This is a genomic window from Micromonospora globbae, from assembly GCF_036184225.1.
GTDB lineage: Bacteria > Actinomycetota > Actinomycetes > Mycobacteriales > Micromonosporaceae > Micromonospora > Micromonospora globbae.
Genome location: NZ_CP108084.1, coordinates 3,076,135 through 3,090,939 on the forward strand (window position 1 = coordinate 3,076,135; position 14,805 = coordinate 3,090,939).

The window sequence follows — 14,805 nt, forward strand, 5'->3', positions numbered from 1 at the left end:
AGGGCCGGCGGTCAGGCGGCGAGGAGTTCGCGGACGCCGCGCAACCGCGTCCGCAGCAGGCCGGCGGCGCGGGTCACGTCGAGGCGTACGTCGGTGGGGCGCAGCAGGCCCGACGCGGCGCTGGTGGTCGTCTTCACGGCGCCCGGGTCGAGCCCCTCCCGGCGGGCCACCAGCAGGCCGATGTCGGCGCGGCTGACCGGGTCGGGACCGGCCACGTTGAGCGGGCCGGCGTAGTCGCTGGCGATGAGTTCGCGTACGGCGGCGGCGAGGTCGGTCACGTCGATCGGGCAGCGGATCTCGTCGGTGAACAGGGCGGCCCGCCCGGCGAGGGCGTCCCGGCAGAGCTGGATCTGCTTGCTGCCCTCGCCGAGGATCAGCGAGGTGCGCACCAGCACGGCGCCGGGGTCGACGGCCCGCACGGCCGTCTCGGCGGCCGCCTTCGCGGCACCGTACGGGTAGACCGGCGTCGGCGGCTCGTCGTCGGCGTACGGCTCGGGGCGTCCGGCGTGCAGCGCGTCGCTGGAGATGTGCACCAGCCGCGCCCCCACCTCGGCGGCGGCGTACGCGACGTGGGCGGCCCCGTCGGCGGTCACCGCCCAGTCCCCGTACCGGTAGGGGGTGCCGACGACCGCGGTGGGCCGCACCCGCGTGACCAGCTCGCGCACGGCGGCGCGGTCGGTGACGTCGAGCCGGTACGCCTCGACGCCGGGCACCCCGACGGCGCCCGAGTGGTACGTCCCGACGACCCGCTCCCCGGCCGCGACGGCCTGCCGGCACACCTCGCCGCCGAGGAACCCGCTGGCCCCCACCACGAGAATCGTCACGCCGCCCTCCGGTCACGACCGCCGCGAGCCCCGCGCCCGACGCCGTCGATCACGAGGTTAGCGGGCGGCCCGCCCGGGCGGCGCCTCGCCAACCTCGTGATCGACGCAGCGACACGGCACCACGACGCGACGGGAGCGGTCAGGTCGGGTCGGCGACCGGGGCGACCGGACCGGCCGTGCCCGTGTGCGGCGCCGCCTGCGGCTTCGGCTTCGCGTCGATGCCCGCCTCCGCGCGCTGCTGCGCGGTGATCGGCGTCGGCGCGCCGGTCAGCGGATCGAAGCCGCCCCGCGTCTTCGGGAAGGCGATCACCTCGCGGATCGAGTCCGCCCCGGCGAGGAGCATGCAGACCCGGTCCCACCCGAAGGCGATGCCGCCGTGCGGCGGCGGGCCGTACTTGAACGCCTCCAGCAGGAACCCGAACTTGTCCTGCGCCTCCTCCGGCGTGATGCCGAGCAGGTCGAAGACCCGCCGCTGCACGTCACCCCGGTGGATACGGATCGAACCGCCGCCGATCTCGTTGCCGTTGCAGACGATGTCGTACGCGTAGGCGAGGGCCCGGTCCGGCGCCTCCTCGAATCGGTCCACCCACTCGGCGTTCGGGGAGGTGAACGGGTGGTGCACCGCCGTCCAGCCGCCCTCGTCGTCGCGCTCGAACATCGGCGCGTCGACCACCCAGCAGAACGCCCAGGCGCTTCCGTCGACCAGCCCGGCCCGCTTGGCGATCTCCACGCGGGCCGCGCCGAGCAGCTCCTGGGCCTCGCGGGTGTTCGTGCTCGCCGCGAAGAAGATGGCGTCGCCCGGCTTGGCGCCGACCGCGTCGGCCAGGCCGGCCAGGTGCGCCTCGGAGAGGTTCTTCGCCACGGGTCCGCGCGGCTGGCCGGTCTCGGCGTCGAGCACCACGTACGCGAGCCCGCGCGCGCCGCGCGCCTTCGCCCAGTCCTGCCAGCCGTCCAGCTCCTTACGGGTCTGGCTGGCGCCGCCGGGCATGACGACCGCGCCCACGTACCCGCCCGCGTCGATGGCGCCGGCGAAGACCCGGAACTCGGTGCCGCGCAGGTAGTCGGTCAGCTCGGTCAGCTCGACGCCGTAGCGCAGGTCCGGCTTGTCGGAGCCGTACCGGGCCATCGCGTCGTGCCAGGTGATCCGCGGGATCGGCCGGGGGATCTCGTACCCGGCCAGGTCCGACCAGAGCTCCGACACGATCGCCTCGCCGAGGTCGATCACGTCGTCCTCGGTGACGAAGGACATCTCGATGTCGAGCTGGGTGAACTCCGGCTGCCGGTCGGCGCGGAAGTCCTCGTCCCGGTAGCAGCGGGCGATCTGGTAGTAGCGCTCCATGCCGCCGACCATGAGCAGCTGCTTGAACAGCTGCGGCGACTGCGGCAGGGCGTACCAGCTGCCGGGCTGCAGGCGCACCGGCACCAGGAAGTCGCGGGCGCCCTCGGGCGTCGAGCGGGTCAGGGTCGGCGTCTCGATCTCCAGGAAGTCCCGCTCGTGCAGCACCTTCCGGGCCAGCTGGTTGGCCCGCGAGCGCAGCCGCATGGCCTTCGCCGGCCCGCCGCGGCGCAGGTCCAGGTAGCGGTAGCGCAGGCGTACGTCGTCGCCGGCCTCCACTTGGTCGTCCACCGGCAGCGGCAGCGGCGCGGCCTCGGACAGCACCTCCAGCTCGGTGGCCGTGACCTCGACCTCGCCGGTGGGCAGGTCCGGGTTCTCGTTGCCCTCGGGACGGCGGGTCACCTCGCCGGTGACCTTCACGCAGAACTCGTTGCGCAGCGCGTGGGCGTCCTCCTCGCGGAACACGACCTGGACCACGCCGGAGCCGTCGCGCAGGTCGACGAAGATGACGCCGCCGTGGTCACGCCGGCGGGCGACCCAGCCGGCGAGAGTCACCGTGGTGCCGGCGTCCGTCGCGCGCAGGCTGCCGGCGTCATGGGTACGGATCACGACTCGCGTCTCCTCATCTGCGGTACACGTCTGCTCCCCCGCATTCTGTCAGCCGCCCGGCGGGGACGGCCGGGGGGTGAGGAAGGCGCACGCGAGCGGGCCGCCGGAGGCGCTCCGGCGGCCCGCTCGTGGGTACGGATCAGAAGATGCTCACGCCGTAGGCGCTCAGCGCCTCGGTCACCGGCTGGAAGTAGGTGGTGCCGCCGGTGCGGCAGTTGCCGCTGCCGCCGGAGGTCAGGCCCAGGGCGGTGCTGCCGCTGAACAGGGAGCCGCCGCTGTCGCCGGGCTCGGCGCAGACCGTGGTGCGGATGAGGCCGGTGACGGTGCCCTCGGCGTAGTTGACCGTGGCGTTGAGCGCGGTCACCGAACCGCTGCGCAGGCCCGTGGTGCTGCCGGAGCGCTGCACGGACTGGCCGACGTACGCGTTGCCGGCGCCCGTGATGTCGCGGTAGCTGCCGTTGTAGAGGTAGACGTTGCCGGCCGCGTTGGCGGAGTTGCTGTGCCGGACGATGCCGTAGTCGTTGCCCGGGAAGCTGGACCCGGCGCGGGTGCCGAGCAGGTTCGTCTGGCTGGAGTTCGAGTACCAGCTCGAGGAGATGTTGGTGCAGTGCCCGGCGGTCAGGAAGTAGTAGGTGCTGCCGCTGCGGACGTTGAAGCCGAGCGAGCAGCGGCCGCCACCACCGGCGTAGATCGCCTGGCCACCGGAGATGCGGGTGCTCAGCACGCCGGCCTCGGACTCGATCCGCACGGCGCCGTTGGCCCGGGCCGCGGCCGCCTTGACCCGCTCCAGCTTGGCGCCGGTCACCGTGCTGTCGACGGAGACGACGACCTGGTTGGTGACCGGGTCGGTCCACCAGGCGGTGCCCGGGATGGTGACGCTGCGCTCCAGGTCGGCGGTGACCCGGGCCAGCTCGGCCGCGCCGCGCTGGACGAACTTGGGGGTCGCGCCGGCGGCACGGACCTGACGGGCGGCGGCCTCGTCGGTCACGGTCACGACCATCTTGCCGCTGGCGTCGGCGTACGCGCCGGCGGAGCGGTCGCCGAGCCGCTCGGAGAGGGTGGCGGCGGCGTCGGGGGAGGCGGCGGGGGCGGCCTGCGCCGGAGCGCCGATGAGCGAACCGGCGATCAGGGTTCCGGCCACGGCGACGGTGGCGGCGCGGCGGAGTGAGGACCTCGTGGGTCGCATGTAACAACCTCCAGGGAGGGGGCGACGGCCCGCACCGGGGGCGGCGGGGCCCGGGGACGCCCGGCCGAACTGGGGGAATCGGCCGAACTCACTGAAGTATTCACATACATAAGATCCTAAGCAAGACTCCGCTTCGCCCTTTTCGCCCGGACGACGGCGGTCACCGGCCGGAAACATTGTGGACACAGATGGCCGTCTATACCATCTGCTCACCGCACCTCTCCCCACGGCAACCGCGACCCGGAGGCCACCATGTCCCCCATCCGGCGCCTGCTCGCCCCGCTCGCCGCACTGACCGCCCTCACCCTGCTTCCCGCCGCCCCCGCCGTCGCCGACCCCGGCCCGCCGCCGAACGCGATGGCCAGCCTCGGCGACTCGATCACGCGCGGCTTCAACGCCTGCGGCTGGTACGTCGACTGCACCTCACGGTCGTTCAGCACCGGCGACAACTCCGCCGTCAACAGCCACTACCTGCGCATCCGCGCCGTCAACCCCGCCATCGGCGGCAACAACCACAACGACGCCCGCTCCGGCGCGAAGTCCGCCGACATGTACGGGCAGGCCGGCACCGCCGTCAGCCAGGGCGTCGGCTACGTGACCATGCTGATCGGCGCCAACGACGCCTGCACCAGCTCGGAGTCGAGCATGACCCCGGTGAGCACCTTCCGCGCGAACATCGACGCCGCGCTGAACCGGCTCCGGACCGGGCTGCCCGACGCCAAGGTACTGGTACTCAGCATCCCGGACGTCCACCGGCTCTGGTCGGTCGGCAAGGACAGCGCGAGCGCCCGCACCGCGTGGTCGCTCTTCGGCATCTGCCAGTCGTTGCTGGCCAACCCGACCTCCACCGCCCAGGCCGACGTGGACCGCCGCAACCGCGTACGCCAGCGGGTCATCGACTACAACACCCAGCTCGCCCAGGCGTGCGCCGCGTACGGGCCGAACTGCGACTTCGACGACAACGCCGTGTTCGGCTACCCGTTCACCCTGAACCAGCTCTCCGGCTGGGACTACTTCCACCCGAACGCCACCGGCCAGCAGGTGCTGGCGAACGTCTCGTACGCCGCCGGCTTCGGCTGGTGACCCGGCCCGGCGGGGCGGGCGTCTGAGCTCCGCCCCGCCGGCGCGGGGCGGGCGTGTCGGCCCGGTCCCGCCGGCCGACGACGATCGTCCCGCCGGCGCGGAGCGGGCGTGTCGGCCCGGTCCCGCCGGGCCAACGATCGCCCCTTGGCGTGGTCAGTCGACGCGGCGGCGGGCACCCGGGCCCGGCCGGGGCACCACGTCGCGCGGTGACGCCACCCGGTGCCCACGGTCGCAGTGCAGCTCGACGCGGACCTCGGCGCCGCAGTCCCGGTGCCCGACGCTCACCGGCGAGCCGTCCGGGTCGGCGAGGTAGCGGTCCCCCCAGCCCAGCACCGCCACGAGCACCGGCCAGAGGTCGAGGCCCTTCTCGGTCAGCCGGTACTCGTGCCGCACCCGGCTGCCCGGCTCCCGGTACGGCTCGCGGCGCAGCACCCCCTGCGCCACGAGCGACGCGAGCCGGTTGGTGAGGACCTGGCGCGGGATCCCGGTGCGTACGCGCATGTCGTCGAAGCGACGGATGCCGTTGAACACCTCGCGGAGCACCACGAGGGTCCACTTCTCGCCGAGGATCTCCATGGCCCGGGCGATGGTGCAGTTCTCCACCGACCAGTCCAGTGCCGTGGGTCTCATGGCCACCAGGCTAGGTCTCGTTGACAGACTCAGCAACGCGCTGCCAGGCTGAGTCCATGACGCAGACGCAGGACCCGACCCGCAGCCGCACGTTCTCCTGGTCCGACCCGACCGAGAACGCCGCACAACTCGGCCGGCGCAGTGGCCTGGAGCTGATCCGCGCGATGATCGCCGGGGAGCTCGCCGCGCCGCCGGTGATGCACCTGCTCGACATGTCCCGGATGACGGCGGACGAGGGTCGCGTCACCGTCGAGCTGGTGCCCCGGGAGTTCCACTACAACCCGCTCGGCACCGTCCACGGTGGCGTCATCTCCACGCTGCTGGACACCGCCGCGGGCTGCGCCGTGCACTCCACGCTGCCGGTGGGCGTCGGCTACACCTCGCTCGACCTGAACGTGAAGTTCCTCCGCCCGGTCACCGTCGACTCCGGCACCCTGCGCTGCGAGGGGACGGTGCTCCAGCGCGGCCGCCGTACGGCGCTGGCCGAGGCCCGCCTCACCGACGCGCGCGACCGCCTGGTCGCCCACGCCACAAGCAGCTGCCTCCTCTTCCCCATCCCCCCAGAGTCCTGACCCACCCCGTCCCCGCCCTCCACCCCCGCGATCTTGCACTTTCGGCCCCTGTCTCGCGGCATATGCCCCGTTCGTCGGGGCACAAAGTGCAAGATCGCGGGGAGGGACGGGGGGGTCAGCTCACGACGGGGTGTAGGTCCGTCGCGGGCGGGGTCCACGTCTCGGGGGTTGCCGGGGCCTGGTCGCCGGAGCGGATGTCCTTGACCTCGTCGGCCGCGCCGTCCGCACCCGGGAACCAGACGTACGGGATGCCCCGCCGCTCGGCGTACCGGATCTGCTTGCCGAACTTCGCGGCGCTCGGCGACACCTCCGTGGGGATCCCACGCCGGCGCAGCGCGTCCGCCACCCCGTTGCTGACCGCCCGCTGCTCCTCGTTGGTCACCGCCACGAGGACGCAGGTCGGCACGTCCCGCGAGATCGACAGCCCGCCGGTGCCGAAGAGCAGACCGAGCAGCCGGGTCACCCCGATCGAGATGCCCACCCCCGGGAACCGGACCGAGCCCGCGCTGGCCAGGTTGTCGTACCGGCCGCCGGAGCAGATCGAGCCGTACCGCTCGTAGCCGCGCAGCTGGGTCTCGTAGACCGTCCCCGTGTAGTAGTCCAGACCGCGCGCGATCCGCAGGTCGGCCACGCAGAGCCCGGGCGAGTGCGCGGCGGCGGTCTCCACGACCCGCACCAACTCCTCGATCCCCTCGTCCAGCAGCGGGTCGCTCACGCCCAGGGCGCGCACGGCGTCGGCGAACGAGGCGTCCGGGGCGGAGATCTCGGCGAGCGCCAGGCACGCCTTGGCCTGCGCCTCGCTCGCCCCGGCGGTCTGGGCCAGCAGCTCGGCCACCTTCGCCGGGCCGATCTTGTCGAGCTTGTCGACCGCGCGCAGGGCCGCCTCGGGGTCGCTGAGCCCGATGCCCCGGTAGAAGCCCTCGCAGATCTTTCGGTTGTTGACCTGGATCCGGACCTCGGGGATCGGCAGCGAGCGCAACGCGTCACCGATCACCAGCGGCATCTCCGCCTCGTGGTGCGCGGCGAGCGTGTCCCGGTCCACGATGTCGATGTCGGCCTGGACGAACTCGCGGTAACGGCCCTCCTGCGGCCGCTCCCCGCGCCACACCTTCTGGATCTGGTAGCGGCGGAACGGGAACTGCAGCCGGCCGGCGTTCTCCAGCACGTACCGGGCGAACGGCACGGTCAGGTCGAAGTGCAGGCCGAGCGCGTCGTCACCGGCCGGCTCGTGCTCGTCGGCGTGCAGCCGCCGGATCACGTAGACCTCCTTGGAGGTCTCCCCCTTGCGCAGCAGCTGGTCCAGCGGCTCCACGGCGCGGGTCTCCAGCGGGGCGAAGCCGTACAGCTCGAAGGTGGCGCGGATGCGGTCGAGCACGAACTGCTCGATCATCCGCTGCGGCGGCGTCCACTCCGGGAAGCCGGAAATGGGCGTGGGCTTGCTCATGACGTACTCCTCGGGCGCCGCGCGGACCGCGCGGCGAGGTCGTGGGTCGCGGTCGTCACAGACCGCGGGTCGGTACGGCCGGGCTCGCGTCGCCGGACTCCGCCACCTCGATGAGGTACGGGTTGGTCGCGCGCTCACGGCCGATCGTGGTCGTGGGGCCGTGGCCGGGCAGGACGACGGTGTCGTCGGCCAGCGGGAGGATCTTGCCCCGCAGGCTGGCCAGCATGTCCCGCATGCTGCCGCCCGGCAGGTCGGTGCGTCCGATCGAACCCGCGAAGAGCACGTCCCCGGAGAGGCAGATCTCGTCGGCCTCCCAGGGCGAGCCCGCGCCGGGCATCCGGAACAGCACCGACCCGCCGGTATGGCCCGGCGCGTGGTCGACGGTGATCTCCAGCCCGGCCAGCGTGAGGGTCGCGCCGTCGACGAGCTCGGCCACGTCCTCCGGCTCGGTGTACGGCAGCCGCCCGCCGAACAGCGCCGTGAGGTCGGCGGACAGCCCCTTGGCCGGGTCGGCCAGCATCTCCCGGTCGCCCGGGTGGATGTACGCCGTGATCCCCCGCGCCCCGCAGACCGGCGCCACCGAGAAGGTGTGGTCGAGGTGGCCGTGGGTGAGCAGGACGGCGGCCGGGTGCAGGCGGTGCTCGGCGAGCACGGCGTCGAGCCGGTCGAGCACGCCGATGCCGGGGTCGACGATCAGGCACTGTTCCCCCGGCGCCGGCGCCACCACGTAGCAGTTGGAGCCGAAGGCGTCGGCGGGAAAGCCGGCCACGAGCACGTCCGCTCCCCTTCCGTCGAGCTGCGGTGCGTCCCCCAGCAGCCTAACCGGCGCCGCGCGTCCCGTTCTGCGGACCATCCGTCCCGCGGTCCCCACGGGGCCCAGTGACGCGCTCCGATCGGGGGTGGCCGGACCTCGTACACCACATTCACAGCGTGTGGCCGTACACTCTGGCGGGCGTGTGGCGTGGCGCACTGGCCCGCACGGGCGCGAAGCGCCCCGCGACGCCGGTGACGACCAGGGTAGAGGAAGGGGAGCACGGGTGGCTTCCAGCAGGGACCGGCAGCGCAAACTCGCGCGGGCGAAGCTCGACCGGCAGATGGCCCGGCGGGCGGCCCGGGTCAGGCGCCGGCGGCAGATCCAGGCCGGCGTGGGCGTCGCCGTGGTGCTCGCGCTGATCGTGGTCGGGTCGGCCTGGGCGCTCGGCGCCTTCGACTCGGAGCCCGCGGAGGACACGGCCGCCGAGGACGTCTGCCTCTGGACCCCGCAGAACGCCTCCGCCAACACCAACCTCAAGGACGTGGGCACCCCGCCCACCACGGGGCTGCCGACCGACGGCACCCGGACGATGACCGTGACCACCAACCAGGGTGGGCCGATCACGGCCTCGCTCGACCTGGCCGCCGCCCCGTGCGCCGGGGCGAGCATCGCCCACCTGGCGAGCCGGTCGTTCTACGACAACACCAAGTGCCACGAGATCACGGCGGAGGGCGCGCTGCGCTGCGGCGACCCGAGCGGCACCGGCCTGGGCGGGCCGACGTACTCGTTCTACGACGAGAACGTGCCCGACGCCCCGGACCCGAGCCCGTCCCCCAGCCCGACCGGCAAGCGCCCGCCGGCGTACCCGAAGGGCACGGTCGCGATGATCGCCAACCCGCCGGGCGCCAACGGCAGCCAGTTCCTGCTCTTCTTCAAGGACTACGACCCGCCGCAGCCGACCTACCCGGTCATCGGGACCGTGACCGGCGGCCTGGACGTCCTGGAGAAGATCGGCACGCTGCCGACCGTGGACAATGGGTCGGGAGCCAAGGTCAAGCCCCAGACCGACGTGGTGATCCAGAGCCTCACGGTCGGCGAGCCGACCACCGGCGCGCCGGCCCCGACGCCGAGCGGCTCGGGCACCCCGTCGGGCGCCCCCTCGGCCAGCCCGAACGCCGGCTGACCCGACCATGGCACCCAGCGGCCCAGACAGACAGCCCCAGGAGGATCCAGGCGTGACGTCCACCAGAGAGCGGCAGCGCGCGGCGGCACGTGCCCGGCTCGAGAAGGAGATGGCCGAGCGCGCGGCCCGGGCCCGCAAGCGCCGGCAGACCCAGGCGATCGTCGGGGCGAGTCTCGCCCTCCTGCTCGTGGTGGCCGGCACCATCTGGCTCGCCACCAGCCTGGGCGGTGACGACGACACCACCGGCACCGACGCCGCGGCGCCGGGCATGTCCCAGTGCGCCTACGTGGAGATCCCCTCCGACCAGCGGATCAAGGAGATCAAGGACGTCGGGCTGCCGGCCAACCAGCAGTCGAACACCGGCACCCAGACGATGACGATCGACACCAACCTGGGGCAGATCACCGCGCACATCGACCGTTCCGAGGTGCCGTGCACGGCGGGCAGCTTCACCCACCTGGCCGAGAAGAACTTCTTCGACAACACCAAGTGCCACCGGCTGGTCACCGAAGGCATCAAGGTGCTCCAGTGCGGTGACCCGAGCGCGACCGGCAAGGGCTGGCGGGAGACCGACGGCACCGGCGGCCCGAGCTACCGGATGGCCGAGGAGAACCTGCCGACCGACAAGCGGCCCCCGTACCCGGAGGGCGTGATCGCCATGGCCAACTCGGGGCAGCCGGGCAGCACGGGCAGCCAGTTCTTCATCGTCTACGGCGACTCGCCGCTGGACCCGAACTACACGGTGCTCGGCACGATCACCGGCGGCCTGGACATCGTCAAGGACGTGGCCAAGGCCGGCGACGACGGGGCCTTCGCGCAGCAGGCCGGTGGCGGCCACCCGAAGAAGGAGATCGTCATCAACAAGCTGACGATGAGCGCTCCGCAGGGCGGCTGAGCCTCCCACGCACCACGTGAAGGCGCCCGCCGGCCCCCTGGACCGACGGGCGCCTTCACGTAACCCGTTACCTTTTTGATCGTCCCCAGCCGGGGACTGCTCGGTCGCCCGGCCCGGTATGACTTACTGCCCCTGTCGTACGGATGATCCGGGGGGTGTTGTCGCCGGGTCGGGTGGCGTCGACGGACCGCTGATAGGGACACGGCCACCTGCGGTATTGGGGTAGGTCTCTTCGTAACGTGGCTGCCGGCAGTCGACGCCAGATCGGCGACCGGGCTGGGGCGTCGACGTCGCGGGGAGGCGATGTGGTGCACGGTGATTACCAGGTGTTTCTTGGTCTGGATGTTGGCAAGGACGGGCACCACGCCGTCGCCCTGAACCGCGAGGGCAAGCGGCTGCACGACGCGGCGCTGGTCAATACCGAGGCCAAGCTGCGGCAGGTGTTCGACAAGCTCGCCCGGCACGGGCGAGTGCTGGTCGTGGTCGACCAGCCCGCCTCGATCGGGGCGCTACCGGTCGCGGTCGCCCGTGCCTGCGGCCACCAGGTCGCCTATCTGCCCGGGCTAGCGATGCGCCGCATCGCCGACCTGCACCCCGGCGCCGCGAAGACCGACGCCCGCGACGCCTACGTCATCGCTGATGCCGCCCGCAGCCTGCCGCACACGCTGCGCCGTGTTGACGTCGGCGACGACGCCCTGGCCGAGCTTGAGGTCCTGGTCGGCTTCGACGACGACCTGGCCGGCGAGGCCACCCGCCTGGCGAACCGGATCCGGGGGCTGCTCACCCAGATCCATCCCGCTCTGGAACGTGTGCTCGGTCCGAAGGTGCAACACAAGGCCGTGCTGGAGCTGCTGTCGCGCTGCGGCGGCCCGGCCGGACTGCGCAAGGCTGGCCGCCGCAAACTGGCCGCGATCGCGGGCAAGAACGCGCCTCGGATGGGCGAGCGCTTGGTCGAGCAGATCATGACGGCCCTGGACGAGCAGACCGTCACGGTTCCCGGCACCACGGCGGCCGAGACGATCCTGCCGAGGCTGGCCGACAGCCTGCGTGACGTGCTCCAGCAGCGTGACCAGGTCGCCGCCGAGGTGGAGAGGATGCTCGATGCACACCCTCTTGCCTCGGTCCTGACCTCGATGCCCGGCATCGGCGTCAGGACCGCCGCCCGGATCCTGCTCGAAGTCGGCGACGGCACCGCATTCGCCACCCCCGGGCACCTCGCCGCCTACGCCGGTCTGGCACCCGTCACCCGCCGCTCCGGCAGCAGCATCCGCGGCGAACACCCACCCCGCGGCGGCAACAAGCAACTCAAACGCGCCTTCTTCCTCGCCGCGTTCGCCGCCCTCACCGACCCCATCAACCGCGCCTACTACGACCGCAAAAGAGCCGAAGGCAAACGCCACAACGCCGCCCTCATCTGCCTCGCCCGACGCCGCTGCGACGTCCTATTCGCCATGCTCCGCCACAAGACCCCCTACCAACCACGCCCGACGGCCCCCGTCGCTGCTTGACGAAACCCATAGGGACACCCCCCCGCAAGTACCCCAGAACCGGAACCCCATAGCCCCATAGCCTCGTGGCCCCATGGGCTCCCCGCGATCTTGCACTTTGTGCCCCGGCAAAAGGGGCATTCCTGCCCAAGCCAGGGGCCAGAAGTGCAAGATCGGCGGGGCTGCAGCGCGCTCGGGCACGCCTTCGTGGGGGCACTCGCGCCGGCACCCCGGGCGCGGGGTGGGTCAGGCGCCGGAGGTCACTCGGTAGGCGTCGAAGACGCCGTCCACCTTGCGGACCGCGGCCAGCAGGTGGCCGAGGTGCTTCGGGTCGGCCATCTCGAAGCTGAACCGGCTCACCGCCACCCGATCCCGGGTGGTGGTGACCGTGGCGGAGAGGATGTTGACCCGCTCGTCGGAGAGCACCCGGGTGACATCGGCCAGCAGCTTGTGCCGGTCGAGCGCCTCCACCTGGATGGCCACGAGGAACGTCGAGGCGGACGTGAGCTTCCAGCTCACCTCGACCACCCGCTCGCTCTGCGCCTTCAGGTCCTCGGCGTTGGCGCAGTCGTCCCGGTGCACGCTCACCCCGCCGGAGCGGGTGACGAAGCCGAAGACCGCGTCCGGCGGGACCGGCGTGCAGCAGCGCGCCAGTTTGATCCAGACGTCGCTGACGCCGCGGACCACCACACCGGGGTCGTGGCTGCTGGCCCGGCTGCGCGGGGGCCGGGTGGCGACGGCGGTCTCGGCGATGTCCTCCGCCGCGCCCTCCTCGCCGCCGTACGACGCCATGAGCTTCTGCACCACGGACTGCGCGCTGACCTGGCTGTCGCCGACCGCCGCGTAGAGCGAGGCGACGTCGGCGAGGTGCAGGTCCCGGGCGATCGCCATGAGCGCGTCGGAGGTGAGCATCCGCTGCAGCGGCATGCCCTGCTTGCGCATCGCCTTGACGATCGCGTCCTTGCCGGCCTCGATTGCCTCCTCGCGCCGCTCCTTGTTGAAGTACTGGCGGATCTTCGTACGGGCCCGCGGGCTCTTCACGAAGCCGAGCCAGTCCTGCGTGGGGCCGGCCGTGTCGGACTTCGACGTGAAGATCTCGATCACGTCGCCGTTGGACAGCGTCGACTCCAGGGGCACCAGCTTGCCGTTGACCCGCGCCCCGATGCACTTGTGCCCGACCTCGGTGTGCACCGCGTACGCGAAGTCCACGGGCGTCGACCCGGTCGGCAGCGGGATGACGTCACCCTTCGGGGTGAAGACGTACACCTCCTGGCTGGACAGGTCGAAGCGCAGCGCGTCGAGGAACTCGCTCGGGTCCGCCGCCTCCCGCTGCCAGTCCAGCAGCTGGCGCAGCCACGTCATCTCGTCGATGTGCGCGGGCGGGCCGACGATCTGGGCGCCCTTCTGCTCCTTGTACTTCCAGTGCGCGGCGATGCCGAACTCGGCCGTGCGGTGCATCGCGTACGTGCGGATCTGCATCTCCACCGGCTTGCCGGTGGGCCCGATGACCGTCGTGTGCAACGACTGGTACATGTTGAACTTGGGCATGGCGATGTAGTCCTTGAATCGCCCCGGCACCGGCTGCCAGTTCGCGTGGATCACGCCCAGCGCCGCGTAGCAGTCGCGCACCGTGTCAACCAGGATCCGCACCCCGACCAGGTCGTAGATGTCGTTGAAGTCGCGCCCCCGCACGATCATCTTCTGGTAGATCGAGTAGAGGTGCTTCGGCCGGCCGGTCACCTCGGCCTTGATCTTGGCGGCCTTCAGGTCCGTGCCGACCTTCTGGGTGACCTGGCGCAGCAGCGCCTCGCGCTGCGGCTGGTGCTCCCCGATGAGCCGGTTGATCTCCTCGTACCGCTTCGGGAACAGCGTCCCGAACGCCAGATCCTCCAGCTCCCACTTGATCGTGTTCATACCGAGCCGGTGGGCCAGCGGAGCGAGGATCTCCAGCGTCTCCTTCGCCTTCTGCTCCTGCTTCGGCCGGGGCAGGAAGGTCAGGGTCCGCATGTTGTGCAGCCGGTCGGCGAGCTTGATGACCAGCACCCGCGGGTCCTTGGCCATGGCCACCACCATCTTGCGGATGGTCTCGGCCTTGGCCGCGTCGCCCAGCTTCACCTTGTCGAGCTTGGTGACCCCGTCGACGAGCAACGCCACCTCGCCGCCGAAGTCGGCGCGCATCTGGTCGAGCGTGTACTCCGTGTCCTCGATCGTGTCGTGCAGCAGCGCCGCGACCAGCGTGGTGGTGTCCATCCCGAGATTGGCCAGGATGGTCGCCACCGCGAGCGGGTGCGTGATGTACGGGTCGCCGGACTTGCGGTACTGCCCGGAGTGCCACCGCGCCGCCGTGTCGAACGCGCGCTGGAGCAGCCGCGCGTCGGCCTTCGGGTGGTTCTCCCGGTGCAGGGCGATGAGCGGTTCGAGCACCTCGCTCACCTGGGAGGTCTGCCAGGGCGCGTTGAAGCGGGCCAGACGTGCCCGCACCCGCCGCCCGGTGGGCGCGCTCGCGAGCGCGAACCCGGCGCTCGGCGCCGGCTCCCCCGCGCCGTCGCCGCGCAGCGGGACCACGACGTCGGCGGTGGGACGGGTCGGGTGGGACCGGGCGCCGTCGGCGGTGCCGGCCGTGCCGTTGCCAGAGCCCGTCACCCGGGCCGTCGCGCCGCCGTTCCGGTCGGTCACCGAGCCGTTCGCGTCGCCTGTCGGGTGCACCGTGCCCTCCACCGGAGGGACGACATCGTGGGACACCGGCCTCCTCACCGCTCGCCGGAATCACGCCGACCGTCCGGTCGGCCTGGTCTCGCGCCG

The 14,805-nt window shown here is 72.2% G+C and carries 12 protein-coding genes; 5 read left to right on the plus strand and 7 right to left on the minus strand.

Annotation, left to right across the window (positions count from 1 at the left end; genetic code table 11):
• Positions 1-11 precede the first annotated feature (11 nt).
• From OG994_RS13575 to OG994_RS13585, 3 genes are all read right to left on the minus strand, one after another.
• Positions 12-824, minus strand: coding sequence for an SDR family oxidoreductase (locus OG994_RS13575; RefSeq protein ID WP_120328690.1), 813 nt, complete (start codon positions 822-824; stop codon positions 12-14).
• A gap of 139 nt (positions 825-963) precedes the next feature.
• On the minus strand, positions 964-2,769 hold the full coding sequence (aspS, locus tag OG994_RS13580; RefSeq protein WP_328853461.1) for an aspartate--tRNA ligase: 1,806 nt from the start codon (positions 2,767-2,769) through the stop codon (positions 964-966).
• Positions 2,770-2,908: 139 nt separating this feature from the next.
• Entirely contained in the window at positions 2,909-3,955 is a 1,047-nt protein-coding gene (locus OG994_RS13585) for a S1 family peptidase (RefSeq protein ID WP_328853462.1), read from the minus strand.
• A 252-nt stretch (positions 3,956-4,207) separates the two neighbouring features.
• Here OG994_RS13585 and OG994_RS13590 point away from each other — a divergent pair, with 252 nt between their 5' ends.
• Positions 4,208-5,038, plus strand: coding sequence for a GDSL-type esterase/lipase family protein (locus OG994_RS13590; RefSeq protein WP_328853463.1), 831 nt, complete (start codon positions 4,208-4,210; stop codon positions 5,036-5,038).
• Between the two features lie 153 nt (positions 5,039-5,191).
• On the opposite strand, the gene OG994_RS13595 is transcribed toward OG994_RS13590, so the two are convergent.
• Positions 5,192-5,668, minus strand: coding sequence for a winged helix-turn-helix transcriptional regulator (locus OG994_RS13595; protein WP_120328694.1), 477 nt, complete (start codon positions 5,666-5,668; stop codon positions 5,192-5,194).
• A gap of 56 nt (positions 5,669-5,724) precedes the next feature.
• Here OG994_RS13595 and OG994_RS13600 point away from each other — a divergent pair, with 56 nt between their 5' ends.
• Complete coding sequence (locus OG994_RS13600) at positions 5,725-6,240, plus strand: PaaI family thioesterase (protein WP_120328695.1); 516 nt, start codon at positions 5,725-5,727, stop codon at positions 6,238-6,240.
• 115 nt (positions 6,241-6,355) lie between these two features.
• Here the strand turns inward: OG994_RS13600 and hisS are convergent, their stop codons facing one another.
• Together hisS and OG994_RS13610 are read right to left on the minus strand one after the other, a co-directional pair.
• Positions 6,356-7,684 carry a histidine--tRNA ligase gene (gene hisS / locus OG994_RS13605; protein WP_328853464.1) on the minus strand — a complete coding sequence of 443 codons (1,329 nt, stop codon included), beginning with the start codon at positions 7,682-7,684 and terminating at the stop codon, positions 6,356-6,358.
• A gap of 55 nt (positions 7,685-7,739) precedes the next feature.
• The gene (locus OG994_RS13610; protein WP_120328697.1) at positions 7,740-8,459 is read right to left on the minus strand and encodes an MBL fold metallo-hydrolase; all 720 of its coding nucleotides are present in this window, start codon (positions 8,457-8,459) and stop codon (positions 7,740-7,742) included.
• Between the two features lie 262 nt (positions 8,460-8,721).
• On the opposite strand from OG994_RS13610, the gene OG994_RS13615 reads away from it, so the two are divergent.
• The 3 genes from OG994_RS13615 to OG994_RS13625 all read left to right on the plus strand — a co-directional run bounded on the left by OG994_RS13615 (position 8,722) and on the right by OG994_RS13625 (position 12,024).
• Complete coding sequence (locus OG994_RS13615) at positions 8,722-9,621, plus strand: peptidylprolyl isomerase (RefSeq protein ID WP_120328698.1); 900 nt, start codon at positions 8,722-8,724, stop codon at positions 9,619-9,621.
• Positions 9,622-9,628: 7 nt separating this feature from the next.
• Complete coding sequence (locus OG994_RS13620; protein ID WP_120328699.1) at positions 9,629-10,516, plus strand: peptidylprolyl isomerase; 888 nt, start codon at positions 9,629-9,631, stop codon at positions 10,514-10,516.
• A 308-nt stretch (positions 10,517-10,824) separates the two neighbouring features.
• Positions 10,825-12,024, plus strand: coding sequence for an IS110 family RNA-guided transposase (locus OG994_RS13625; protein ID WP_328850485.1), 1,200 nt, complete (start codon positions 10,825-10,827; stop codon positions 12,022-12,024).
• 225 nt (positions 12,025-12,249) lie between these two features.
• On the opposite strand, the gene OG994_RS13630 is transcribed toward OG994_RS13625, so the two are convergent.
• Positions 12,250-14,721 carry a RelA/SpoT family protein gene (locus tag OG994_RS13630; protein WP_328853717.1) on the minus strand — a complete coding sequence of 824 codons (2,472 nt, stop codon included), beginning with the start codon at positions 14,719-14,721 and terminating at the stop codon, positions 12,250-12,252.
• Positions 14,722-14,805 lie beyond the last annotated feature (84 nt).

What these genes read in the sequence shown, in the direction of transcription:
- OG994_RS13585 (WP_328853462.1), bottom strand. Translation starts at nt 3,955, where the DNA reads ATGCGACCCACGAGGTCCTCACTCCGCCGCGCCGCCACCGTCGCCGTG.
- OG994_RS13590 (WP_328853463.1), top strand. Translation starts at nt 4,208, where the DNA reads ATGTCCCCCATCCGGCGCCTGCTCGCCCCGCTCGCCGCACTGACCGCC.
- OG994_RS13595 (WP_120328694.1), bottom strand. Translation starts at nt 5,668, where the DNA reads ATGAGACCCACGGCACTGGACTGGTCGGTGGAGAACTGCACCATCGCC.
- OG994_RS13600 (WP_120328695.1), top strand. Translation starts at nt 5,725, where the DNA reads ATGACGCAGACGCAGGACCCGACCCGCAGCCGCACGTTCTCCTGGTCC.
- hisS (WP_328853464.1), bottom strand. Translation starts at nt 7,684, where the DNA reads ATGAGCAAGCCCACGCCCATTTCCGGCTTCCCGGAGTGGACGCCGCCG.
- OG994_RS13620 (WP_120328699.1), top strand. Translation starts at nt 9,629, where the DNA reads ATGGCACCCAGCGGCCCAGACAGACAGCCCCAGGAGGATCCAGGCGTG.